Raw genomic sequence first — 21,824 nt, forward strand, 5'->3', positions numbered from 1 at the left:
AAAGGAATCCCCATGCCATCGCTCCTGATCCGCAACGTTCGCCCGCTGGGTGCCGCGCCGGTCGACGTGCGGGTGCAGGACGGCCGCATCGCCGAGCTCGGCGCCGCGCTCGCCGCGCCCGCCGGTGCCGCCGTCGAGGACGGCCGCGGCGCGCTGCTGCTGCCCGGCCTCGTCGAGGGCCACACCCACCTCGACAAGACGATGTGGGGCCTGGACTGGTACCGCAACGAGGTCGGCACGAACCTCACCGACAAGATCGAGAACGAGCGCGCCTTCCGCCATGCCAGCGGCCACGACGCGGCCGCGCAGTCGCTGGTGCTGGCCAAGGCCTTCCTCGCGCTCGGCACCACGCGGCTGCGCACCCATGTCGACGTCGACACGCAGGCCGGCCTGCGCCACCTCGAAGGCACGCTGCGCACGCGCGAGACCCTGCGCGATCTGCAGCAGATCCAGGTCGTCGCCTTCCCGCAGTCGGGCCTGCTCGCGCGGCCCGGCACGGCCGAGTTGCTCGACCGGTCGCTGGCCGCGGGCGCCGACGTGCTCGGCGGGCTCGACCCCTGCGCCATCGACGGCGATCCCGTGAAGTCGCTCGATGTGCTGTTCGACATCGCCCACCGGCACCAGCGCGCTATCGACATCCACCTGCACGAGCCCGGCGCCATGGGCGCCTTCTCGCTCGACCTGATCCTGCAACGCACCGAGGCGCTGGGCATGCAGGGCCGGGTGGCGATCAGCCATGGCTTCTGCCTCGGCGACGTGAGCGAGCGCGAACGCGATGCGCTGCTCGCGCGCATGGCGAAGCTCGGCGTGGTGCTGATCACCAGCGCGCCGCCCTCGCGCAACGTGCCGCCGCTGCTGGCCTGCCGCCAGGCCGGCGTGACCGTGCTCGGCGGCAACGACGGCATCCGCGACACCTGGTCGCCCTATGGCCGGCCCGACATGCTCGAGCGCGCGATGATCATCGGCCTGCGCTACAACCTGCGCCGCGACGACGAGATCGAGGTCGCGCTCGACACCGTCACGCATTCGGGTGCGCGCGGCTGCGGCTTCGAGGCCTATGGCCTGGGCGTCGGCGACCGCGCCGACCTGGTGCTGGTCGATGCGCAGACCGTGGCGCATGCCGTGGTGGAGCGCCCCGTGCGCCGGCTCGTGGTGGCCGGCGGCCGCATCGTGGCGCGTGACGGCGTGCTGCGGGACGACGTGGCCGCCTTGTGAAGGCGGAGGTCCGCCGCGATGCCGGCACCGCCTTCGCGGCCGTGATCGTGCTGGTGGCGCTGAACCTGCGCGCCTTCCTCACCTCGAGCAGCCCGCTGCTCGGGGCCATTCGCCTCGACACCGGCATCGGCTTCCATGCCGTGGCGCTGCTCACGGTGCTGCCGATGTTCGCGATGGGTGCCACCTCGCTGTGCGGCGCGGCCGTGGGGCAGCGCATCGGCGCGCGCGCCGGCGTCGCGCTGGGTCTCGCGGCCATCGCGCTGGCCTGCGCGAGCCGCTACGGCGCGAACGGCGCGGCGCCGCTGCTCGCCAGCGCGGCACTCGCGGGCGCGGGTGTCGGGCTCGTGCAGGCGCTGATGCCGGGCGTGGTCAAGCAGGCCTATCCGGCGCGCATCGGCGTGATGACCGGGCTCTATTCGGCCGCGATCATGGGCGGCGGCGGCTTCGGCGCGATCGCCAGCCCCTGGGTCGCGCAGGCGCTCGGCGGCGCGCATCCCGACTGGCATGCGGGCCTCGCGATCTGGGCGCTGCCCGCGGTCTTCGCGCTGCTGTACTGGCTCAACATGCGGCGCATGGAATTCACGGCCGAGGCGCCGCGCCGCGGCCCCTCGTGGCTGCGCTGCTTCGCGAGCCCGCGTGCGTGGCTGCTGGCGATCTGCTTCGGCCTCGTCAACGGCGGCTACACCAGTCTCGTGGCCTGGCTGCCGCACTTCTATGCCCAGCAGGGCTGGAGCGCGCAGCAGGGCGGATCGGTGCTCGCGCTGATGACGCTGGCGCAGGTGGTGGGCGCGCTCGCCATGCCCGCCATCGCGCGCAGCCGCGGGCGCGACCTGCGGCCCTGGCTCGCGCTCACGCTGGCCGCGCAGCTCGCGGGCTTCTGCGCGCTCGCGCTGCATGCGCCCGTGCCGGCCCCGGCCATCGCGCTCGTGCTGGGCTTCGGCCTCGGCGGCGCGTTCTCGCTGTGCATGGTGCTCGCGCTCGACCACCTGCCCGATCCCGCGCAGGCCGGCGCGCTCGCGGGCTTCATGCAGGGCCTGGGCTTCATGATCGCGGCGCTCGCGCCCTTCGTCACCGGCTGGGTGCGCGAGCACACGGGCGGCTTCGCGCTCGCCTGGGCCTACCTCGGTGCCGTGGTGCTCGTGCTGCTGCCGCTGATGCTGCGCTTCGATCCGCGCCGCTATGGTGCGGCCACCGCGGAGCTGTTCGCGCCGCGCGCCATGCCATCCTCCTCCCTCGCGCCCGAGGGCGCAGCCACTCGAAAGGTCTGAACACCATGTACCAGGAACGCTTCATGCAACGCGCGCTCGCCTTGTCCGCGCAGGCGCTGCACGAACCCGGCACCGAGCCCTTCGGCGCCGTGGTCGTGAAGGACGGCGCCATCGTCGGCGAGGGCTTCAATCATTCGGTCGCGCACCACGACCCCACCTCGCACGGCGAGGTCGAGGCCATCCGCGACGCCTGCCGCAAGCTCGGCAGCGTCGACCTGTCGGGCTGCGAGCTCTACACCTCGTGCGAGCCCTGCGCCATGTGCGTGGCGGCGATGCACATCGCGGGCATCGCGCAGCTCTACTACGCGGCCTCGCTCGCGCAGTCGGGCGAGGCCTTCGACGGCGTGACCGTGGCCGCGCGCCATCCGATCGACGTGGAGGCGCTGCGCATCGAGTCGGGCGCGACGCTCGCGCAGCGCAGCCTGCCGGCCGAGCAGCGGATGGACGGCGAGGCGGTGCGGATCCTGGCCGAGTGGGCGGCCACGCGGCGCGCGGCTTAGGCCGAAGCCGTCGGCGCGAACGGCGAGGGCAGCGGCTCGGTGGGAAGGTCCGGGATGTCCGGAACGGCGGGTATCTCGGGATACTGCCCCAGCGGATGGACATCGAAGTAGGCGTCGAAGAGGATGGTGTTCGGCGCCAGATTCGCCACCGCGGTCTGCGCGACGAGCGCGTTGCCCGGCCGTTTGGCGATGCCTTCGGTGCTTTCCGGCGCCGAGAGCTGGAAGATCTCGCAGGCACCCAGGTAGTGGCCGTCGTTTCGCACGATGTACTGCACCGAAGGCAGGTACTTGTGACTGTCGGGATCGGCCGTCATGCCGGCGGCGAGCAGGAAGTCGATGATGTAGTTGGTGTCCTCGATCTGCGACATCCGCAGGTATTGCTTCTCGGTGTACGACGCCATGTAGTCGAGGCACACGTCCACGCCGAAGGGCACGCCGCCCAGCGGGTCGTTGTCGAAGCCCTTGTACTGCTTGCCGTCCGCGTAGTAGGCGGCGGTGGTGGTCGACTCCATCAGCACCAGGATATCGAGGTGACCCAGCCGCACCTTCCAGTAGGCCCGGCCGTCCTTCAGGAGTTGCGTGCCCCCGTCCGTGTCGAAGTCGATCCATGACACATTGCGCTTGGGCCACATCGCGATCGGCCGGCTGCCGTCGGGATTGGCCTTGCTGAAGTTGTCGATCACCAGCACGTAGTTGAGCGCTTCGTAGGGCGGGAGGTCCTCGTCTTTCACCGGACCGCCTTGCGGGGCCGGCGCCGCGGGAGGCTCGACCAGTTGCTTCATCAGAACCTGCGAAGTGCCGGGCAGCAGCGCCAGCTTGCCGTACTGGTCCTGCGGGAACAAGGCGATCAGCGCGCGCACGTGCTTCTGAACCTCGATCACGCAGGTGGCCGAGAACGCCTTGATCTCCTCCTCGTTCCTCACCGCATCCCAGTTCACATTCCAGAAAAACTCGGGCACCACAAAGAAGCAGAGGTCGGTGGGCGCGCTCTTCTTTGGGAGGCCCTGTGCCAGCGCATCGCGCAGCAGGTCGAACTTGGCCTGCAGCGCGCGCCGCGTGTAGGTCTCGATGGCTTCGCCCTCCAGTCGCTGGTCGGGGAGTGGCGATGTGGAGGGCGTCTGCAGGTTGAGAACGCGCACGTTCTTCACCGCCTTTTCGACCGGCCTCGGCGGTGGCGGATCGACGGGCGGCGTCGGCACCACCGCGGGCGAGGGTGGTGGTGCCACGGCCACCGGCGCCGGCGTCGGCGAAAAGCCGCCGCTGCTGCTGCCTCCGCCGCCGCATGCGGCCAGCAGCGCGCTGGTGCCGAGGGGAAGGGCCAGGCCGGCCTTCAGGAGGGAACGGCGGCGCGTTCCCCGTGCATGCGTTTGATCCGGATCGGCTTCGCTTTCGTGGGTCATGTGAAAAAGCTCCCTGATGTTGATGTGTGCAGAAACTGCAATCAGGTTGCGCAAAATTTGTGCCCGCGAACGACGCACCATCGCGCCGCATTCGCATGGGAATTCAAGCCAGTCGGTACTTTCCGGCCGCCGCGCTCAGACCCGAAGTGCGAAGCTCCAACGCAACAAGGTGGCGATTGATTCCTCGACGAGTATCACTTCGGGAGGGATGCATTGCACAGCCGTGGATCGAGCCGGTGGGTTCGCGCGCCGTTCCAGGCAACACGCCATCCATGCCGCCGTCGTGCGCGGGCTCGGTCCGGGAAGGGGGCGAGGCTGTAGGGCAGCCCGCCCAGCGATGCGCGGTCGCCGCCGACAGGCCGCGCACGCCGAAGGCATCACCATCGGCTCATCAACAACCTTTGGAGGACCCTTCCCATGATCAACAAGACCCTGCTCGCACTCGCCACCTCGCTGACCCTGCTCGCCGCCGGCACCGCCAACGCGCAGATCGGCAAGGCCGCCTCCGAGGCGACCGATGCGGCCCAGCACAAGATCGATGAGAAGCAGGCCGACAGCAAGGCGAAGAAGAGCGGCCCGGTCGGCAAGGCCGTGAACAACGTGAAGTCGGGCTATCACAAGAACCGCTCGAAGGCTTCGGCCGACAAGGCCAAGCAGTCGCTGAAGAACGCGGGTTGATCGCCGGACAGGTCAGCCGGAACACGACCGTTCGGGCTGAGCCTGTCGAGGCCTCGCGCGGCGCTTCGACAAGCTCAGCGTGAACGGTTGTTTTTTCAAGCGCGCCCGGCTCAGGCCTGACGCACCTGCCCCGCAGCTTCCTTCGCCTGCGCCGCCTCCCGCGCGCGCACGACCGTCGTCGTCTCGCCCGCGTACCCCCAGTCGTCGGTGTCGATCTCGTCGATCACGATATGGGTCAGGTGCGGGTCCTTGCCGAGCACGCGCTGCAGCGTGTCGGTGATCTCCGCGATCACGGTGGCCTTCTGTGCGCGCGTGACGCCGTCGCGCGTGATGCGTACGTTGACGTAGGGCATGGCGTTCTCCCTCAAACGATGTAGTTGCCCGCGCTGCCCGCGCCATCCACCGGCAGCACCGCGCCGCTCGTGAACCCCGCGTTCACCAGGTAGAGCACCGCATCGGCGATCTCGTCGACCGTGCCCAGGCGGCCGGCCGGCTGCAGGGTCTTGAGGAAGCCATGCGTTTCTGGCGCATGCATCGGGCTGTCGATGATCCCGGGCGCCACCGCGTTCACGCGCACACCATGCGGCGCGAGCTCGAGCGCCAGTGCGCGCGTGGCCGCGTTCAATCCACCCTTGAGCAGCACCGCCATGAAGGCCGGCACGTTGCTGCGCGGCTGCAGCGCCACCGAGGCCGTGATGTTGACGATCGCGCCCGCGCCGCGGCCGGTCATGTGGCGCGCCGCGGCCTGCGAGGCGTAGATCGTGCCCTTCACGTTGGTGGCGATCTGCTGCTCGACCTCCGCGGGCGTGAAGTCCACGAAGGGCTTGGCCAGGAAGATGCCCGCGTTGTTGACCAGCGCGTCCACACCGCCGAAGCGCGTGACCGCATGCTCGACCAGCGCGGCGGCGATGCGCGGATCGGCGATGTCGCCGGCCACGCCGGCGAAGCGGTCGCCGGCGCCGAACTGGCGCGCGGCCTCGACCAGCCGCGCGTCGCTGCGCGCATTGCCGACCACGTTCCAGCCTTCGGCCAGCAGGCGGCGCGCGATCGCGAAGCCGATGCCGCTGCTGGCGCCGGTGACGACGGCGGTGCGGGCCTTGCCGCCTTGAAAATCAGGGGTGCTCATGGTGAATGTCCTTCCGGTGTTTGCGCCCCGCAAGATGCGGTGGCGTCGTGGAAGGAAGTGTGGAGTCGCTCGATCGAAGAGAGAATGGCCGCGATTCGGCAATCACTCTTCCGCCGTTCGAGCGAATCAGCCGGCGCGACGCTTGGCGCGCCTGGCCTCGGCCTTGGGCTCGCAGGCCTTGCACCAGTCCGCGAAACCCGCGCGCAGCTTGGGCAGCGCGAAGTCGACGAAGGCCCGCACCTTCGGCACCGACAGCCGGCCGTGCGGCACCACCAGGTGCACCGGCAGCGGCGGCGGCTCGTCCTGCGCGAGGATGATGCGCAGCCGCCCGTCGGCCACGTGGTACGAGAAGGAACGCAGCACGCCGCGCCCCTCGGCCGCCGAGGCCACCGCCGCGCGCAGGCTGTTGACCACGAAGCGCGGCGCGAACTGCACCGTGCGCGGCAGGGTGCCGGGACCGCTGGCGCCATCCGCGGGCGGGAAGCTCCACGAGTCGATGCCGAAGTGCGTCATCGCCACCACCTGGTGCTCGGCGAGGTCGGCCGGCACCGCGATGCGCGGATGCTTCGCGAGATAGCGCGGCGAGGCCGTCGTGACGCGGCGCACCTCGCCCACCGGCAGCGCCACTAGCGTCGAGTCGGCCAGGTGCGCGATGCGCAGCGCCACGTCGATGCCCTCGTCGATCAGGTTGGCCGGGCGGTCCAGCAGGTGCAGCCGCACCGACACCGTGGGGTGCGCGTTCATGAAGGCATCGAGGATCGGCCGCAGCAGCGCCTCGCCCACCGCGACCGCGGCCGTCACCGTGAGCCGGCCGCGCGGCGCCGAGCGTTCGCCGGCCGCCGCGATGTCCGCTTCCTCGAGGTCGGTGAGGATGCGCCGGCAGGCCACCGCATAGCGCTCGCCCGCATCGCTGAGCCGGATCGAGCGCGTCGTGCGGTGCAGCAACTCGGCGCCCACATGGGCCTCGAGGAAGGCGATCGCGCGGCTCACGGCGGCCGGCGACTTGCCGAGCTTGCGGCCGGCACCGGCGAGGCTGCCTTCGGCGAGCGCCGCCACGAACACCTTCATGGCGTCGATGCGATCCATGATTCTTCCTCTTCGCGAAATACTGAATGCCCGAGGATAGGGATTCATTCGCGCACCGGCAATCCGTAGCATCGAATCCATCGATTCGCCGGAGCACATCATGGCCACCCCCCGCAGTGCAGGCGCGCGCACTGCCACCGCATCGCAACCGCGCACCGCCTCCAACTGGCCCGCCATCCTCGCGGGCTTCTGCGCCACGCTCGTGGGCCTGGGCCTCGCACGCTTCGCCTACACGCCGCTGCTGCCCGCCATCATCGACGCGCATTGGTTCGACGCCTCGGCCGCCACCTACCTCGGTGCCGCCAACCTCGTGGGCTACCTCGCGGGCGCGCTGCTCGGCGGCCCGATGTCGGCGCGCTGGCCGGTGCGCGGCGTGCTGCGCGCGATGATGCTCGCCACCGTCGCCTCGCTCGCGGCCTGCGCCTGGCCGCTGGACTTCGCCTGGTTCTTCGGCTGGCGCATCGTCTCGGGCATCTCGGGCGGCGCGCTCATGGTGCTGGCCGCGCCCACTGTGCTCGCGCACATTCCGCCGCGCCAGCGCGGCCTGGCGAGCGGCCTGGTGTTCGCGGGCATCGGCCTGGGCATCGCAGCCTCGGGCACGCTGGTGCCGCTGCTGCTGCGCCAGGGGCTCGGCGCGACCTGGCTCGGCCTCGCGCTGCTGGCCTTGCTGCTCACCGCGCTCGCATGGAACGGCTGGCCCGCCGCCGCACCGGCATCCGTGGCCACCGCGCACACCGCCGCCGCGCGCAAGCCGGCCACCGGCGCGCTGCGCGCGCTCACCGTCTCCTATTCGCTCAATGCCGTGGGTCTCGTGCCGCACATGATCTTTCTGGTCGACTTCGTCGCGCGCGGCCTCGGGCAGGGCCTCGCGGTCGGCGCGCAGTACTGGGTGGTGTTCGGCCTCGGCGCGCTCGTGGGGCCGGTGCTCGGCGGCTGGCTCGCCGACCGCGTCGGTTTCGCCACCGCGTTGCGCATTGCCTTCGTGCTGCAGGCTGCTGCGCTCGCCTTGCCCGCGTTCGGCCTCATCGGCCATGGCGGGCTGATCGTGTCAAGCGCCGTGGTCGGCGCCTTCACGCCGGGCATCGTGCCGCTGGTGCTGGGCCGGGCGCAGGAGCTGCTCGCGCATCACCCCGCGATGCAGAAGCCTGCATGGAGCCGCGCCACCACCGGCTTCGCGGTACTGCAGGCCAGTGGCGCCTACGGAATGTCGTGGCTGCTCGCGCATGCGGGCGGCGGCTACGCCCTGCTGTTTGCCGTGGGTGGCGTGGCGATCGTGCTGGCGCTCGTCACCGACATCGTCGCGCGGAGGCTGCACCCCGCCGCCTGAGCTGGTTTCTCGCGGTGCATCGCTCTTACACTGGGGCGATGAAGCGAGCCCTGGAAGTCGAGCGCACCCTTCAGCCCGTGGTCGAGCTGAAGGGGCAGGGCACTGCCTACGGCTACTCGGTGCGCGCGCCGCGCTCCAAGGGCGTGATCCCGCCGAGCTCCTACCGCGACAGCGGTTTCGCCACGCTGCCCGACTGCCTGCGCGACGTGGCCAAGGCACTGGGTGGCGACTTCAAGCGCATCTACATCCGGCTCGAAGGCCATTGCGTGGGCGAGCGCGACATCGTCGAGCTGCGCGATGCGCCCGATGCGGTGGCCGAGGCGTTGAAGGCGGCTTGCCTCGAGGCCGATGCGGCGGTGAAGCCCGTGGGCGATGCCGGCGGCCAGGGCTGAGGGCCTTCAGCTTCCCCGCAGGTTCGTCGCCGCATAATCGCGCCCCTTTCTTTCGGGGGCTCCATGCAGATCGATATCGCGCAATCGACGCCGACCGCCGCCAGCATTGCGAGGCTCGTGCAGGCCTTCTACGACCTGGGCCAAGTCGTCGCGAGCGAATTCCTGATTGGACGCTTCAACCAGAGCTACCGCCTGGACTTCGCCGATGGCCGGCGCGTGGTGGCGCGGCTGAGTCCCGAGCGCTTTCGTGGCGGGCCCAATATCGCCTTCGAGGCGGCCGCGCTCGCGCACTGGGCCGATGCCGGTTGCGCTGTCGCGCGCTGCCTGCCCGCGGCCAATGGCGAGGCGGCGATCCGCATGCAACTGCCCGAAGGACCGCGCGCGCTGATGCTCTTCGAGCACCTCGAAGGCGAAGCCACCGGCGACAGCGTCGAGCACATCGCGCTGCTCGCGCATGGGCTGGCCGCCTTGCATGCCGCGGGCGAAAGCTACGGCGGTCCGCCCAGCGCCTACACCCTCGATCTCGATCACCTGTTGCACCGTCCGCTCGACGCCCTGTTGCGCGGATCGACCATGACGGCCGAGCTGCGCCCGCAGTACGAGGAGATAGGCCGTCGCCTCGCCGACGACATCCTGGCCTTCGGAGAACTCTCGCGCGTGCTGTGCCATGGCGACACGCATGGCTACAACAACTTCATCGCGGCCGATGCGAAGGGGCAGCGCCGGGCGCTGTTCTTCGACTTCGACGAAGCGGGCCCCGGCTACCTGGCCTACGAACTCGCGGTGTATCCGTGGAGCCTGTATCCGCGCATGCCCGATGGAGTGATGAGCGAGAAGGCCAGGTCCCAATGGCTGGCCTTCATCGGCGCCTATCGCGAAGTGCGGCCGTTCGCCGATATCGACCTCGCCGCGATCCCGCGTTTCATTGCCGTGCGGCAGCTCTGGCTGCTGGGCGAATATGCGGCGCGCATTCCCGACTGGGGATCGCAGTCGATACCGACCGACTACCTGCACAAGCAGACCGCCATGCTGCGCGCATGGCAAACGCTCGAGCTGCCGCTATGACCGGCCGTCGCGCGCCACCGCGATGCACTTGATCTCCACCAGCAGCCCCGCGTGCGCGAGCGAGTGCACGCCTATGCAGGTCCAGGCGCACTGGCCGCGCGGAAAGGTGCGGTCCTTCACCGCGCGGAACACCGGCATGTGCGTCGCCATGTCGACGTGGTAGGTGGTCATCTCGACCACGTCCTCGAAGCCGCAGCCGGCTTCGGCCAGCACCGTGCGCAGGTTGTCCCAGGCCGCGACGAACTGCGCCTCGGGGTCGGCGATGACCTCGAGCTCGGGCGTGCGGCCGACCTGGCCCGCGCAGTAGACCGTGGCGCCGACCTTGACGGCGGGCGCGTAGCCGGCGCGTTCGGCCAGGCGCTGCATCGAGGCGGGGATGATGAGTTGTCGTTCCGTCATGGAGGGGCGTGGAGGAAAGGGTCGAAGCGGCAAGGGGGCCCGTGGGCCGGTCTCTCGTCGCTGTCTTTATCTGGGGCGCAGCGTGACCGTCAATTTCGGCAATGTCTTCTCGTTGCCGTCCAGCGGCAGCTTGTCGATGCGCTGAAGCGCGCCCAGGGCGATCTCGTCCCAGGAGCGGATACCGCTGCTCTTGGCCAACTGCACCGCGGTGACGGAGCCGTCGGCGGCAAGGGTCAATTCGAACTCGGCCGCGGGGTTGCCGGGAATGGCGCGCACGTCCACATCGGCCAGGCGGGCCGCGATGGTTGCGCGCAGCCGGCTGGCGAAGTCTTGCCGGTCACGCTGCCGCTCGCCGTGCGAGTTCCTGGGGGTTGCTATCGCGTTGATCCGCCACGGCGACACGAACACCAGCGCCTGGGCAGGAACCCGGCCGTCGAGCCCGGGGTAGGGCTGCAGCAATCGCAGCGCCACCGCGGCCGCGCGATCCCAGTCCTGGCTGCCGCTGGAAGCGAACATGGACACATCGAGCGCGGTGCCCTGCGGGGAGAGCGTGACGGTGAAGTCGGCCGAGCGGGTGGGCATCGTGCTCCCCGGCGGAAACTGGATCAGGGGACACAGCATGGCGGCTGTCTGCGTGCCCCATGGCGCGGCCGCCGGCATGGGCGGACACGGGGCGGGTGTCGGTGGGCTCGCGGGGGGCGCCGCGCAGCCGACGAGCAGGCCGGCGGCCAACAGCAGGGCCGATGCCATCGCGCCGCGCTGGCGGCTGGAGACTCCCTCAGGGTGCATGGTGTTGTAGTGGTTCTGGCCCGGGGCGCATGGGGCGCCGGCGCGTGCCGCATTCTGCCCAAGCCAGGTGGCAGGGCCGCGGCGCCTCGGCCCGGCGATGCAATTTACTGTGAGCGTTCGCCCCCACGGATACACAGGCATACGCAATCGCGTTCGCGAGGCCCATGCCCCGAAAACAATCACTTCCGTCAGCAGCAACAACCCTCTCTCCAGCCACTGACGACTGTCCGTCTCCTTCTTCTTCTTCTTCTTCAACCTTCCAGAAAGTCCATCATGAAGTCTTCCGTCCTCCTCTCCGTCGCCGTCCTCGCCTCCGTGTTCTCGCTCGGCGCCAGCGCCGAGCAATACCAGGGCGTGCTGCAGTTCCATTCGACCGCGAGCCGCGCCGATGTGCGTGCCCAGGCCGTGGTTGCCGCTCACAGCGAAGACCCGTACAGCGAAGCCGCCCAGGCCGGCGTGCCGCCGGTGTTCCAGAGCCAGGTCGCGCGTTCGGACGCCCGCTCGCAGGCCGTGGCCGCAGCGCGCGCCGGCAACCTCTATGGCGACGTGAGCGGCGATGGCGTGGCCCGCGTCGTGGCCGGCAACGTCGACCGCCAGGCCGTGCGTGCCGAAGCGCGTGCGACGGCCGCGCGTGGCGTCAGCGAAGGTTCTTGATGCGGGCAGCATGCCGCGCCTCGGGCGCAGCAGCTCCAGCGTGCGGGCCGGCCTCCAGGGTGCGGCCCGCCGCGCTTTCCCTTTCTTCTTGTTCCCTCAATCCCACGCCGGCGACAGCCCTGCCGGATCCGTCAGCCGCTCCCCACGGTCGAGCGCCGCGATCTGCGCCATCTCCGCGTCGCTGAGCCGAAGCTGCCGCGCCTTCAGATTGCCCTCGAGGTTCACGCGCTTCGTCGACGACGGAATCACCGCATAGCCCAGCTGCATCGCCCAGGCCAGCACCACCTGCGCCGTGGTCGCGCCATGCGCCTTGGCAATCGCCTCGATCGCGGGATCGTGGATGACCTTGCCGTAGGCCAGCGTCATGTACGAGGTGATGTGGATGCCCTGGCTCTTCGCGAACTCGGCCAGCTTGCGGTTCTGCAGGTAGGGGTGCAGCTCGACCTGGTTGGTCGCGATCTGCGCCGCGCCCACGGCCGCGATCGCTTCCTTCATCAGCGCGACGTTGAAGTTCGACACGCCGATGCGCTGGGTGAGCCCCTGCGCCTTGGCCTCGGCCAGCGCGCCCATGAACTCGGCCACCGGCACCGCGTTGCCGGGCGAGGGCCAGTGGATCAGCGTCAGGTCGACGTGGTCGGTGCGCAGCTTCGCGAGGCTGTCCTTGAGGCTGGGCACCAGCTTGTCCTTGGCGTAGTTGTCGGTCCAGATCTTGGTGGTGACGAACAGCTCGCCGCGCGCCACGCCGCTTTCGGCGATGGCCTGGCCCACCTCGGCTTCGTTGCCGTAGATCTGGGCCGTGTCGATGGTGCGGTAGCCGAGCTCGAGGCCGGTCTTCACCGAGTCGATGACCACCTGGCCCTTGAGGCGGAAGGTGCCGAGGCCGAAGGCGGGGATGGGGGAGGGGGTGTTGTCGTTGCTCATGGTGGGGTCCTTGGTTGAGAAGTACGTGGGTCGAATCGATCGACCGGTGAATGAGTGGATGGATGAAGGCGAAAGAAGGGAGAACACGCCGCGCCCTCGTCGCGCGGCGCAGGCGCGCGACGCGCCTCAGTGTCCGACCGGCACCGGCCCCGAGGCGCGCACCGGGATGCCGCTGCGGCGGTCGAGCACGCCGCTCCACTGCGTGAGCGCCAGCGACACCAGCACCACCAGCGCGCCGATCCAGGGCGTGTGCATCAGGCCGAGGTGCGTGACGATCAGGCCGCCGGCCCAGGCCGCGCCGGCAATGCCGAGGTTGAAGGCCGCGATGTTCAGGCCCGAGGCCACGTCGACCGCCTGCGGCGTGAAGCGTTCGGCCTGCTTCACCACGTAGACCTGCAGGCCCGGCACGTTGCCGAAGGCCACCGCGCCCCACAGCAGCACCGCCACCACGGCAAACCACTTGTGCGGCGCCGCGAAGTTGAACAGCAGCAGCACCGCGGCCAGCAGCGCGAAGATGATCTTCAGCGCCGGGATCGGGCCCAGCCGGTCGGCCAGCTTGCCGCCCCAGATGTTGCCCACCGCCACCGACACGCCGTAGACCAGCATCACCCAGCCCACCGCGCCCGCGCTGAAGCCGGCCACGTCGGTGAGGATCGGCGCGAGAAAGGTGAAGGGAATGAACGAGCCGCCGTAGCCGATGGCCGTCTTGGCATACACGAGCAGCAGGCGCGGCTCGGCCAGCACCTTGGCCTGCTGCGCCAGCGAGGCCGGCGCCGTGTGGCGGATGTCGCTGGGCACGAAGATCCAGCTGCCCACGAAGGCGATCACGCCGAGCGCCGACACCGCGAGGAAGGTTTCACGCCAGCCGAAGTGCTGCCCGATGAAGGTGCCCAGCGGCACGCCCGTGACCAGCGCCACCGTGAGGCCCGTGAACATGATCGCGATTGCGCTGGCCGCCTTTTCCTTGGGCACCAGGCCGGTGGCGATGGTCGAGCCGATCGAGAAGAACACCCCGTGCGCCAGCCCCGTGAGGATGCGCGCGGCCACCAGCGTTTCGTAGCTCGGCGCCTTCCAGGCCAGCAGGTTGCCGACCGTGAACAGCGCCATCAGGCCCAGCAGCAGCGCCTTGCGCGGCAGCTTGCCCGTGAGCGCGGTGAGCACCGGCGCGCCGATGGCCACGCCCAGTGCATAGAGGCTGACCAGCAGGCCGGCGGAGGGAAGGCCGATGCCTAGATCGGCGGCGACCGTGGGGATGAGGCCAACGATGACGAACTCTGTGGTTCCGATGGCGAAGGCGCTGAGGGTTAGCGCTAGTAGGGCGATGGGCATGGGGCACTCCTTCTGGGATGGGAGAAGTGTCTCGGAATCACCTTTGCTGATTAAGTAGGTTATCGGCAGAAGATAGTTGTGCTGGAAGCAAGAGTCTATTTTTAGAGGCGCTTATGTGGAGGTCAGTACGGTCAAGCCACCACAAGAAATCGATGGCTCACGCTCGAAAAATCGAGCGTTTTACAGGTTTCTACGTAGGCATTTCCACTCGAAATGAGCGGGTGACGCGTGATGCCTATTAGCAATAACGCGCATGAAGTGTTTGAGGCAAGAATGGTGAAATACCCCTCGCCCTCTCCGTTGCGAATCCTCCTAAGGCCTCAATGGAGCTAGTAACGCCAAATTTGCCTTAAAACATGTCAAAACTTAAATCGATAAAAATAAAAAGATTTAAACACCTCGACGAGTTTGACCTAGAGGTTGAGGATACAACTTTATTGATTGGTGCCAATAATGCGGGAAAAAGCTCAGCGCTCCAAGCCCTACATTTTGCAGTTGCAGTCGCTCAGACGGCAAAGTTAATTGGCGATGGTGTTAAATGGGGCGGCGATAAGTTCGAACTTTCTTTTAATCCGGCGCAACTGCTTTACTCTCCCGTTGCAGATGTGCTCTCGCTTGCGTATGGCGGAAATTTAATTGAATCTGCTGCGCAGCAAATTGAAATCTCCATCACTCTTGATGATGGGGCAAATTGCTTTTTGACAATCAAAAGAGGTCGAAACAGAAATATTCAAGTCGCACTGCGAGGGCGCACGGTGGGAGAGCGACTGATGGATTTACGACAACCCTTCACCATTTATGCGCCAGGCTTAGCTGGTATTGCCAAAGAAGAACGATACATGTCGCCAGGGGTGGTTCGAAGAGTTGTGGCTCGCGGAGATGCGAATTTGGTTTTGAGGAATGTTCTTTTGATGCTTCAGGCAGAAGATCGGCGCGAGAAAAATGCCCTCACCGCGCGATTGAAAGCGGAGCATCAAAAGGCTCTCGAAGCCTATATTAAAAAACAAGGTCCTGCGCCAAAGCCGTGGTTTTTTGAGGTTCACTCTCACAGAGGGCCTTGGACGCAATTTCTCAGTGATATGCGAAAATTGTTTCCGGGTTTGAATGTGGAAATAAAATTCGATTCAGATCGAGACGAGACAATTAACGTATATTTTCAACAGCCTGGTGGTCTGATACTTCCAATTGATGCGGCGGGAACATCGATTTTACAGTCCAGCCAAATATTGGCTTACATCGCGCTATTCAAACCTCAGGTTTTGATATTGGATGAGCCGGACTCCCATTTGCATCCCAACAATCAACGTGCTCTTTGCAATTTGATTACGCAGCTGGCTGCAACGAGAGGCTTTAGAGCACTTATCAGCACTCACTCTAGGCATGTACTTGACAGCTTGCGCGATCGAGCAAAAGTAATTTGGATGAGTTCGGGGAAAAAGATTGAATATGATGCTGTTACCACTGCGGCAATGCTTTTGGAGTTGGGTGCATTAGATGCGATGGATTATTTTGCAAACGGTCATTTGAAATGTCTTTTTGCAACTGAAGATAGTAAGCCTGAATCTCTTCAGGCTCTGCAGGCACTTTTGTCGGCAAATGGATTTCCTCTAAAAGAAGTTGAAATTAGACCTTATTCGGGGTGCTCGAAGTTGGATGCGGCAAAGGTGTTGCGGAATTTCTTGCGCGATAAAGCTCCAAATGTTCGTTTTGTGCTGCATCGCGATGGGGATTACATGGATGAAGTCGCAGTGCAGAAAATTGAGAAAAGCCTAATCGATATTGATGCGTACCCCTTTGTTACTCGTTGCAGTGATGTGGAAGGATATTTTCTCAACGCCGCACATATTTCCGAGCTTAATCCTGATATTTCTTCGGAGAGGGCGTTGGAGCTGATAGAGCTGGCTACAGGTGCCGCCAAAGATAGATCAATAGAGGCTTTGATAAATATTAGAACCGAGGCGGCAATCAAGAAGAGAAATGGAGGGCCACCGCACAATGCTGGAGAATTGGCCGCCACAGCTTATAAGGATTATGAGGAAAATCCTGAGAAATGGCGGAGAGGTAAGCGAGTTTTGAGTGAGTTAAGGGGGTTGTTGAATAAAGAGCTGAAGTCGCATCCAAAAATCTTAGTGGCCACCAAGCATCTTGCCGTACCTGAATTGCAAAAAATCAAGGCCGCAATCTGGCCTTTAAAAAATTAAAGATAGTTGGCCGAGTTCGGAGAAGGCGTTCGCAGCTATACTTCATCGCCGTGAAAAAATCGCGGCCGGGTTTGGAAGCCCGCTGAAGTTCTGCGACGAAAGCCGCAGTCACCGCACATGGTCTGCGGCTTTTTCGTTCGTCCGTTTTAGGCGGCTCGAACGGGAGGGCGCGAGCCCTGCCGGTTCTCGTCAGAGCTTCCCGGTCTTCCAACCCGTTCGAGCTGCCGCCCTCGTTTGGAAGCGGGTGCGTCGGTTGTTGCAAATCGAAGTTCTGATCTGGGAGGCCACACATGGCTGAAACCGCATCCGAGTCGGCGTCGTCGCGCGCCCGTTTCCCCGTCCCGCACCTGAGCGATCTCGCACTCCAAACCTGCGACGACGCCGACCACCTCAACGAAGTCCTCCGCGCCTACACCGCGCTAGAAAAGCTGGTCGAGCCCGCCCGCCTCCACGACTGCGAAACCCTAGCCCCCACCCGCACCGAGCTCAGCGCCTTGCTGCGCCTGCTCAACCAGGCCCTGATGTTCCGCATCGAAACGATCCACGCCGCGGCCCTCACGCTGCGCGAGGCGATCGAAGACGCGAGCCAGCCCCCAACCCCGGCCATCGCCGCGCCATGAAATGAAAAAAGCCGCCGGCAGAACCGGCGGCTTTCACGCATCAAGCAGTCGCCAGGCGCCGACTCAAGCCGCCATCGGCTCCGGCAACACCGACGTCAACGCGAAGTCGATCAGCCGCAGCCAGGTTTCCTCCAGCCCCATGATGTTGTGGTGGTCGGAGTTCGCCACGGTCTTCACGCTCACGGGCGTGGGCCAGGCGTCGATGAGCTTCTGCGAGCGCTCGTGCAGCACGACGTCGTCGCGCTCGGCCAGCAGCACCTGGGTCTTGGCGGCGACCTCCTTGCTGTGCTCGATCGAGTTGAAGCGATGGCGCAGCAGCAGCGACAGCGGCACGAGCGGAAAGCGCTTCTTCGCGACTTCGAGCATGGAGTCGTAGGGCGTCACGAGCTGCAGGCTCTCGAAGGGCTGGCGCGCCGACAGCTGGATGGCGACGCCGGTGCCGAGGCTGCGGCCGACGACGTGCAGGCGCGCCTGCGGGAAGGCACGGCGCAGGTGGCGCGCGAACTGCTCGGCGTCGGCCACGGAGGCGACCTCCGACGGGCTGCCCTGCGAATCGGCCACGCCGCGGTAGTTGATGGCGGCCATGCCGAAGCCCTCGGGCAGCCAGTGCAGGGCCTGGGCGGTCACGCGCACGTCCTCGCCGCGGCCGGCCAGGTAGATGATGAGATCCTGCACGGCGGCCTCGCCCTGCGGGTGGTAGACGTAGCCGCGCACCATGCCGCCGGGCACGGGGTGCGAGTAGGTGGAGAAGTCTTCCGACAGATGCACCACGGGCCGCTTGCGGGCATTGAAGAGGATGTGGCCCTGGCGCGTTGCCAGCAGGGTCCAATAGGCGGCGAGGCTGCCGATGACGGCGGCCGAGGTCGACAGGGCGAAGCGGGCGATTCTTGCGTTGGTGTTGTGTGAGGGCAAAGGGGCTCCCGAGAAAAAGGCCGGCATGTGTGATGCGGGCCGGAAGGCGATAGTTTCGCCGCGTTGGGAAGACAGCGCGTAGTGGTGTGTATGACGGTGTTCGCCGATGTACGGCGAGGTTGGCTGCGCGATGTGGAATGCAGCGCGGCGTGACGCCGGTTTTTGTCGGCTTGCGCTGACGCCGCTCGCCAGGGCGCTGCAGATAATCCGGCCCCATGACGACCCTTGCCCTCGACTGCTTCTACAGCCTTTCCTCGCCCTGGGCCTACCTCGGTGGCCCGCAGTTGCAGGACATCGTGCGCCGCCACCACGTGCGGCTGGCGCTCAAGCCCTACGACTTCCAGGCGGTGGTGCCGCAGACCGGCGGCATTCCGCTGAGGACGCGGCCCGAGCCGCGCCGCACGTACCACGCGCTCGAGCTGGCGCGCTGGCGCGACTACCTCGGCATGCCGCTGAACCTGGAGCCGGCGCACTACCCGAAGGGCGCGCCGAGCGACCCCAACTGGAACAAGTACGCGGGCTGGATGGTGATCGCGGCGCAGCTGCAGGGGCTCGATGCGCTGCAGCTCTCGCATGCGCTGCTGCGCGCGCTGTGGGCCGAGGAGCGCGACACGTCGGCGGCGGCGGTGCGCATCGCGGTGGCCGACGAGAACGGCTACGACGGCGCGACCCTGCAGGCGATGGAGCAGTCGGCCGAGGTGCTGGCCGTGTACCGCGCCAACAGCGCGGAGGCAGTGGAGCTCGGGGTGTTCGGGGCGCCGACCTTCATCCTCGGCGACGAGCGCTTCTGGGGGCAGGACCGGCTGGGCTTTCTCGACCGGGCGCTCGACAAGCTGCGCGGTGGGGTGATCGGGCCGTGAGGCGGGGTTTCGACAAGCTCAGCCTGAGCGGTTGAGGTTGTTGGGCGGGGCTTCGACAGGCTCAGCCTGAACGGTTTTTCTCAGCCCGAACGGCTTTCTCAATCCAAGCGGTTTTCGTTCGAACACCCCCCACCCGTTCAGGCTGAGCTTGTCGAAGCCCTGCCCGATCTCAACGCCCCTCACTGCACCCACATCGAGCGCGGCAGCAGCGCCGGCACCAGCGCCCGGTTGAGACGCTCGCGCCACCAGCGCAGCGCCTGGCCCTTGGCGCCGGTCTTCCACGCGAGCCAGAAGGCCTCGGGCGGGCGCGGCTCCTCGGTGGGCAGTTCGACCAGGGTGCCGCGCGCGAGCTCGAGCGCGATGCAGGCGCGCGGCAGGTAGCCGTGGCCCAGGCCCTCGAGCTGGCAGGCGATCTTGGCGACCATCGAGGGCACGGTGATGCGCGGCTGCCCGGCCAGCAGGCCGACGGTGCGGTCCGACAGGGTGCGCGCGCTGTCGCCCACCACGATGGCGTTGTGCTCGAGCAGGTCGCCGCGCTGCAGCGGGCGGCCGATGCGCGTGAGCGGATGGGTGGGCGCGACGCAGAAGGCGAACTCGAGGCTGCCGACCTGCGTGGCCTGGTAGCCGCCGCCGGCCGGGCCCTCGCCGGCGGCGATGACGATGTCGGCGCGGCCCTCGCGCAGCGCCTCCCAGGTACCGGTGAGGGCCTCGCAGCCGATGCGCAGCCGGGTGCCGCAGCGCAGGTCCTCGAAGGCGCGCACGTCGCCGATCAGCGCCTGGGTGGGAATCAGCGAGTCGTGCACCAGCCGCAGCTCGGACTCGAAGCCGGTGGCGATCTGGCGCATGCGCGATTCGAGGTCGCTCGCGGCGCTCAGCAGCCAGCGGCCTTCCTTGAGCATCTCCTCGCCCGCGGCGGTGAGGGTGACGCGCGGGCCGTTGCGCTCGAACAGCAGCATGCCGAGCTGCTCCTCGAGCTTGCCCACGGCGTACGAGATGGTCGAGGGCACCTTGTTCAGGCGCGTGGCGGCGGCCGCGAAGGAGCCGTGGCGCGCAATGGCGTCGACGACCTCGATGGCTTCCAGGCTGAGCTTGAGCACGGGCGTGTTCCTGTGGATGAGTACGAAGGTTGAACGATCGAAATAGATGATCGAAAACTTCGATCATAGAGGCTGAAAAGTTTCGCCGATGACCGGGTTTCGGCCCGCGATGATTGATCCATGCCTAGGGGATGAGCCCCGAAAGCGATTGTGAATCACATCGATCAAAACTGTCATCGAAAGGTCATCAACCATGTTGGAACTTCGCGCCGCCACCGACCGTGGAACCGCCGATTTCGGCTGGCTCCAGTCGCGCCACACCTTCTCCTTCGGCCACTACCACGACGCACGGCAGCAGGGCTTCTCCGACCTGCTGGTGATCAACGACGACCGCGTGACGCCGGGCCGCGGCTTCGGCACCCATCCGCACCGCGACATGGAGATCTTTTCGTACGTGCTCGAAGGCGCGCTCGAACACAAGGACTCGATGGGCACGGGTTCGGTGATCCATCCGGGCGACGTGCAGATGATGAGCGCCGGCACCGGCGTGCGGCACAGCGAGTTCAACGCCTCGGCCGTGGACCCGGTGCATTTCCTGCAGATCTGGATCGTGCCCGGTGCGCGCGGCGTGGCGCCGCGCTACCAGCAGGTGCACTTCGACGCCGAGCAAAAGCGCGGCCGGCTGCGGCTGATCATTTCGCCCGACGGCGACCAGGGCTCGCTCGCGGTGCACCAGGACGCCCGCGTCTACGCCGGCCTGTTCGACGGCGCCGAGACCGCCTCGCTGCAACTGGCCGCCGACCGCTATGCCTATGTGCACGTGGCCCGCGGCAGCGTGGAAGTCAACGGCCAGCGCATGGCCGAGGGCGACGGCGCCCGCATCCGCCTCGCGCAGCAGCTCGACTTTGCCAACGGCGACGACGCCGAGGTGCTGATGTTCGACCTGCGGCCGAACGAGCTGCCGGCGCTCTGATTTCCTTTCTCCCCCTCTGTCTTTTTTCAACCTCGTTTTTTCAGGAGTCTTCCCATGTCCATCAAAGCCACCCCCACCGCCGGCGCCACCCTGCTGACCCCCACCGACCACACGCTGGTGATGATCGACTTCCAGTCGCAGATGGCCTTCGCCACGCATTCGATCGACGCGGTGAACCTGCGCAACAACGCCGCGCTGGTGGCGCAGGCAGGGGCAGGATTCGGCGTGTCGACCATCCTCACGACCGTGGCCGAGAAGAGCTTCTCGGGCCCGATGTTCGACGAGATCACGGCGGCCTTCCCCGGGCAGAGGATGCTGGACCGCACCTCGATGAACACCTGGGAGGACGCGGCCGTGATCGAGCGCGTGAACGAGATCGGCAAGCCGCGCATCGTGCTCGCGGGCCTGTGGACCAGCGTGTGCATCGTGGGCCCGGCGCTGTCGGCGCTGGACCAGGGCTTCGAGGTGTACGTGATCGCCGACGCCTGCGGCGACGTGTCGGCCGAGGCGCACGAGCGCGCGATGCAGCGCATGGTGCAGGCCGGCGCGCGGCCGATGACCTCGCTGCAGTACCTGCTCGAGCTGCAGCGCGACTGGGCGCGCGGCGACACCTACGAGCTCTCGACCGGCATCGCGAAGAAGGTGGGCGGCGCCTACGGCATCGGCATCAACTACGCCAAGAGCATGTTCGGCGCGCACGAAGGCTGAGCCCCGGCAACGAACGCAACAACGAACAGAGAGCGCCGGCCATGAAGCCCTATGTCGTCTCCCTTGCGCTGGGCCTGCTGGTCGGCGTGATCTACGCGCTGTTCCAGGTGCGCTCGCCGGCACCGCCGGTGATCGCGCTGGTCGGCCTGCTCGGCATCCTGCTCGGTGAGCAGCTCCCGCCGCTGGTGCGGCAGGTGTTCGAGCGGCCCGCGGCTACCTCGTGGCTGCATCACCAAGTCAAGCCGCACGTGTTCGGCGAACTGCCGAAGTGCGTGCAGCCCGAAGCGGCGAAGACCGCCGCCACCCGACCCACCGACAGGAACGACGCATGAGCACCCCCGACCCGCAACGCCGCCAGCTCCTG

The 21,824-nt window shown here is 67.1% G+C and carries 24 protein-coding genes; 14 read left to right on the plus strand and 10 right to left on the minus strand.

Going from position 1 to position 21,824, the window contains the following annotated elements; genetic code table 11:
- Positions 1 to 12: 12 nt before the first annotated feature.
- The 3 genes from INQ48_05290 to INQ48_05300 are packed head-to-tail and all read left to right on the plus strand — an operon-like array spanning position 13 to position 2,983.
- A complete protein-coding gene (locus INQ48_05290) occupies positions 13 to 1,215 on the plus strand; it encodes an amidohydrolase family protein (protein QRF58662.1) in 1,203 nt (400 codons plus the stop codon).
- Entirely contained in the window at positions 1,212 to 2,483 is a 1,272-nt protein-coding gene (locus INQ48_05295; protein QRF58663.1) for a cyanate transporter, read from the plus strand. Before INQ48_05290 ends, INQ48_05295 begins: the two co-directional genes overlap by 4 nt.
- A 5-nt stretch (positions 2,484 to 2,488) precedes the next feature.
- Positions 2,489 to 2,983, plus strand: a complete 495-nt coding sequence (locus INQ48_05300) for a nucleoside deaminase (GenBank protein QRF58664.1) — start codon at positions 2,489 to 2,491, stop codon at positions 2,981 to 2,983.
- Here INQ48_05300 and INQ48_05305 read toward each other — a convergent pair.
- Positions 2,980 to 4,464 (minus strand): hypothetical protein, encoded by a 1,485-nt coding sequence (locus INQ48_05305; GenBank protein ID QRF58665.1) that lies wholly within the window; start codon positions 4,462 to 4,464, stop codon positions 2,980 to 2,982. The two genes, INQ48_05300 and INQ48_05305, sit on opposite strands and share 4 nt — an antisense overlap.
- A gap of 336 nt (positions 4,465 to 4,800) precedes the next feature.
- Here INQ48_05305 and INQ48_05310 point away from each other — a divergent pair, with 336 nt between their 5' ends.
- Positions 4,801 to 5,061 carry a hypothetical protein gene (locus INQ48_05310; GenBank protein ID QRF58666.1) on the plus strand — a complete coding sequence of 87 codons (261 nt, stop codon included), beginning with the start codon at positions 4,801 to 4,803 and terminating at the stop codon, positions 5,059 to 5,061.
- Between the two features lie 110 nt (positions 5,062 to 5,171).
- Here INQ48_05310 and INQ48_05315 read toward each other — a convergent pair whose 3' ends face one another.
- From INQ48_05315 to INQ48_05325, 3 genes are all read right to left on the minus strand, one after another.
- Complete coding sequence (locus INQ48_05315) at positions 5,172 to 5,414, minus strand: 4-oxalocrotonate tautomerase family protein (GenBank protein ID QRF58667.1); 243 nt, start codon at positions 5,412 to 5,414, stop codon at positions 5,172 to 5,174.
- 11 nt (positions 5,415 to 5,425) lie between these two features.
- A complete protein-coding gene (locus tag INQ48_05320) occupies positions 5,426 to 6,187 on the minus strand; it encodes an SDR family oxidoreductase (protein QRF58668.1) in 762 nt (253 codons plus the stop codon).
- A gap of 126 nt (positions 6,188 to 6,313) precedes the next feature.
- Positions 6,314 to 7,273, minus strand: coding sequence for a LysR family transcriptional regulator (locus INQ48_05325; protein QRF58669.1), 960 nt, complete (start codon positions 7,271 to 7,273; stop codon positions 6,314 to 6,316).
- Between the two features lie 100 nt (positions 7,274 to 7,373).
- Between INQ48_05325 and INQ48_05330 the strand changes: the two genes are divergently transcribed.
- The 3 genes from INQ48_05330 to INQ48_05340 all read left to right on the plus strand — a co-directional run bounded on the left by INQ48_05330 (position 7,374) and on the right by INQ48_05340 (position 10,057).
- Positions 7,374 to 8,600 (plus strand): YbfB/YjiJ family MFS transporter, encoded by a 1,227-nt coding sequence (locus INQ48_05330; protein QRF58670.1) that lies wholly within the window; start codon positions 7,374 to 7,376, stop codon positions 8,598 to 8,600.
- Positions 8,601 to 8,638: 38 nt separating this feature from the next.
- Positions 8,639 to 8,992, plus strand: coding sequence for a hypothetical protein (locus tag INQ48_05335; protein QRF58671.1), 354 nt, complete (start codon positions 8,639 to 8,641; stop codon positions 8,990 to 8,992).
- Positions 8,993 to 9,055: 63 nt separating this feature from the next.
- Complete coding sequence (locus tag INQ48_05340; GenBank protein ID QRF58672.1) at positions 9,056 to 10,057, plus strand: phosphotransferase; 1,002 nt, start codon at positions 9,056 to 9,058, stop codon at positions 10,055 to 10,057.
- On the opposite strand, the gene INQ48_05345 is transcribed toward INQ48_05340, so the two are convergent.
- Together INQ48_05345 and INQ48_05350 are read right to left on the minus strand one after the other, a co-directional pair.
- Entirely contained in the window at positions 10,052 to 10,456 is a 405-nt protein-coding gene (locus INQ48_05345; GenBank protein ID QRF58673.1) for a RidA family protein, read from the minus strand. The genes INQ48_05340 and INQ48_05345 overlap by 6 nt on opposite strands.
- A gap of 66 nt (positions 10,457 to 10,522) precedes the next feature.
- Positions 10,523 to 11,500, minus strand: coding sequence for a cell envelope integrity protein TolA (locus tag INQ48_05350; GenBank protein ID QRF58674.1), 978 nt, complete (start codon positions 11,498 to 11,500; stop codon positions 10,523 to 10,525).
- 18 nt (positions 11,501 to 11,518) lie between these two features.
- On the opposite strand from INQ48_05350, the gene INQ48_05355 reads away from it, so the two are divergent.
- Positions 11,519 to 11,899, plus strand: a complete 381-nt coding sequence (locus INQ48_05355; protein QRF58675.1) for a helicase SNF2 — start codon at positions 11,519 to 11,521, stop codon at positions 11,897 to 11,899.
- 96 nt (positions 11,900 to 11,995) lie between these two features.
- On the opposite strand, the gene dkgB is transcribed toward INQ48_05355, so the two are convergent.
- Complete coding sequence (gene dkgB / locus INQ48_05360) at positions 11,996 to 12,820, minus strand: 2,5-didehydrogluconate reductase DkgB (GenBank protein ID QRF58676.1); 825 nt, start codon at positions 12,818 to 12,820, stop codon at positions 11,996 to 11,998.
- A gap of 126 nt (positions 12,821 to 12,946) precedes the next feature.
- Positions 12,947 to 14,149: an MFS transporter gene (locus tag INQ48_05365; GenBank protein QRF58677.1), complete on the minus strand. Its 1,203-nt coding sequence runs from the start codon at positions 14,147 to 14,149 to the stop codon at positions 12,947 to 12,949.
- Between the two features lie 356 nt (positions 14,150 to 14,505).
- On the opposite strand from INQ48_05365, the gene INQ48_05370 reads away from it, so the two are divergent.
- Together INQ48_05370 and INQ48_05375 are read left to right on the plus strand one after the other, a co-directional pair.
- Positions 14,506 to 16,350 carry an AAA family ATPase gene (locus tag INQ48_05370; GenBank protein ID QRF58678.1) on the plus strand — a complete coding sequence of 615 codons (1,845 nt, stop codon included), beginning with the start codon at positions 14,506 to 14,508 and terminating at the stop codon, positions 16,348 to 16,350.
- A 290-nt stretch (positions 16,351 to 16,640) separates the two neighbouring features.
- The gene (locus tag INQ48_05375) at positions 16,641 to 16,970 is read left to right on the plus strand and encodes a hypothetical protein (protein QRF58679.1); all 330 of its coding nucleotides are present in this window, start codon (positions 16,641 to 16,643) and stop codon (positions 16,968 to 16,970) included.
- A gap of 63 nt (positions 16,971 to 17,033) precedes the next feature.
- Here the strand turns inward: INQ48_05375 and INQ48_05380 are convergent, their stop codons facing one another.
- Complete coding sequence (locus INQ48_05380; protein QRF58680.1) at positions 17,034 to 17,909, minus strand: alpha/beta hydrolase; 876 nt, start codon at positions 17,907 to 17,909, stop codon at positions 17,034 to 17,036.
- Between the two features lie 188 nt (positions 17,910 to 18,097).
- Between INQ48_05380 and INQ48_05385 the strand changes: the two genes are divergently transcribed.
- Positions 18,098 to 18,742 carry a 2-hydroxychromene-2-carboxylate isomerase gene (locus tag INQ48_05385; GenBank protein QRF58681.1) on the plus strand — a complete coding sequence of 215 codons (645 nt, stop codon included), beginning with the start codon at positions 18,098 to 18,100 and terminating at the stop codon, positions 18,740 to 18,742.
- A 179-nt stretch (positions 18,743 to 18,921) separates the two neighbouring features.
- Here the strand turns inward: INQ48_05385 and INQ48_05390 are convergent, their stop codons facing one another.
- Positions 18,922 to 19,839, minus strand: a complete 918-nt coding sequence (locus tag INQ48_05390; protein QRF58682.1) for a LysR family transcriptional regulator — start codon at positions 19,837 to 19,839, stop codon at positions 18,922 to 18,924.
- 193 nt (positions 19,840 to 20,032) lie between these two features.
- Between INQ48_05390 and INQ48_05395 the strand changes: the two genes are divergently transcribed.
- From INQ48_05395 to INQ48_05405, 3 genes are read left to right on the plus strand one after another with little or no spacing between them, the layout of a single operon-like run.
- Positions 20,033 to 20,752 (plus strand): pirin family protein, encoded by a 720-nt coding sequence (locus INQ48_05395; protein ID QRF58683.1) that lies wholly within the window; start codon positions 20,033 to 20,035, stop codon positions 20,750 to 20,752.
- A 54-nt stretch (positions 20,753 to 20,806) separates the two neighbouring features.
- Positions 20,807 to 21,460, plus strand: coding sequence for a hydrolase (locus tag INQ48_05400; GenBank protein QRF58684.1), 654 nt, complete (start codon positions 20,807 to 20,809; stop codon positions 21,458 to 21,460).
- A gap of 41 nt (positions 21,461 to 21,501) precedes the next feature.
- On the plus strand, positions 21,502 to 21,792 hold the full coding sequence (locus tag INQ48_05405) for a DUF1427 family protein (protein ID QRF58685.1): 291 nt from the start codon (positions 21,502 to 21,504) through the stop codon (positions 21,790 to 21,792).
- Positions 21,793 to 21,824: the final 32 nt, after the last annotated feature.

Origin of the sequence: Variovorax paradoxus, assembly GCA_016806145.1 — a bacterium.
Taxonomy (GTDB): domain Bacteria; phylum Pseudomonadota; class Gammaproteobacteria; order Burkholderiales; family Burkholderiaceae_C; genus Variovorax.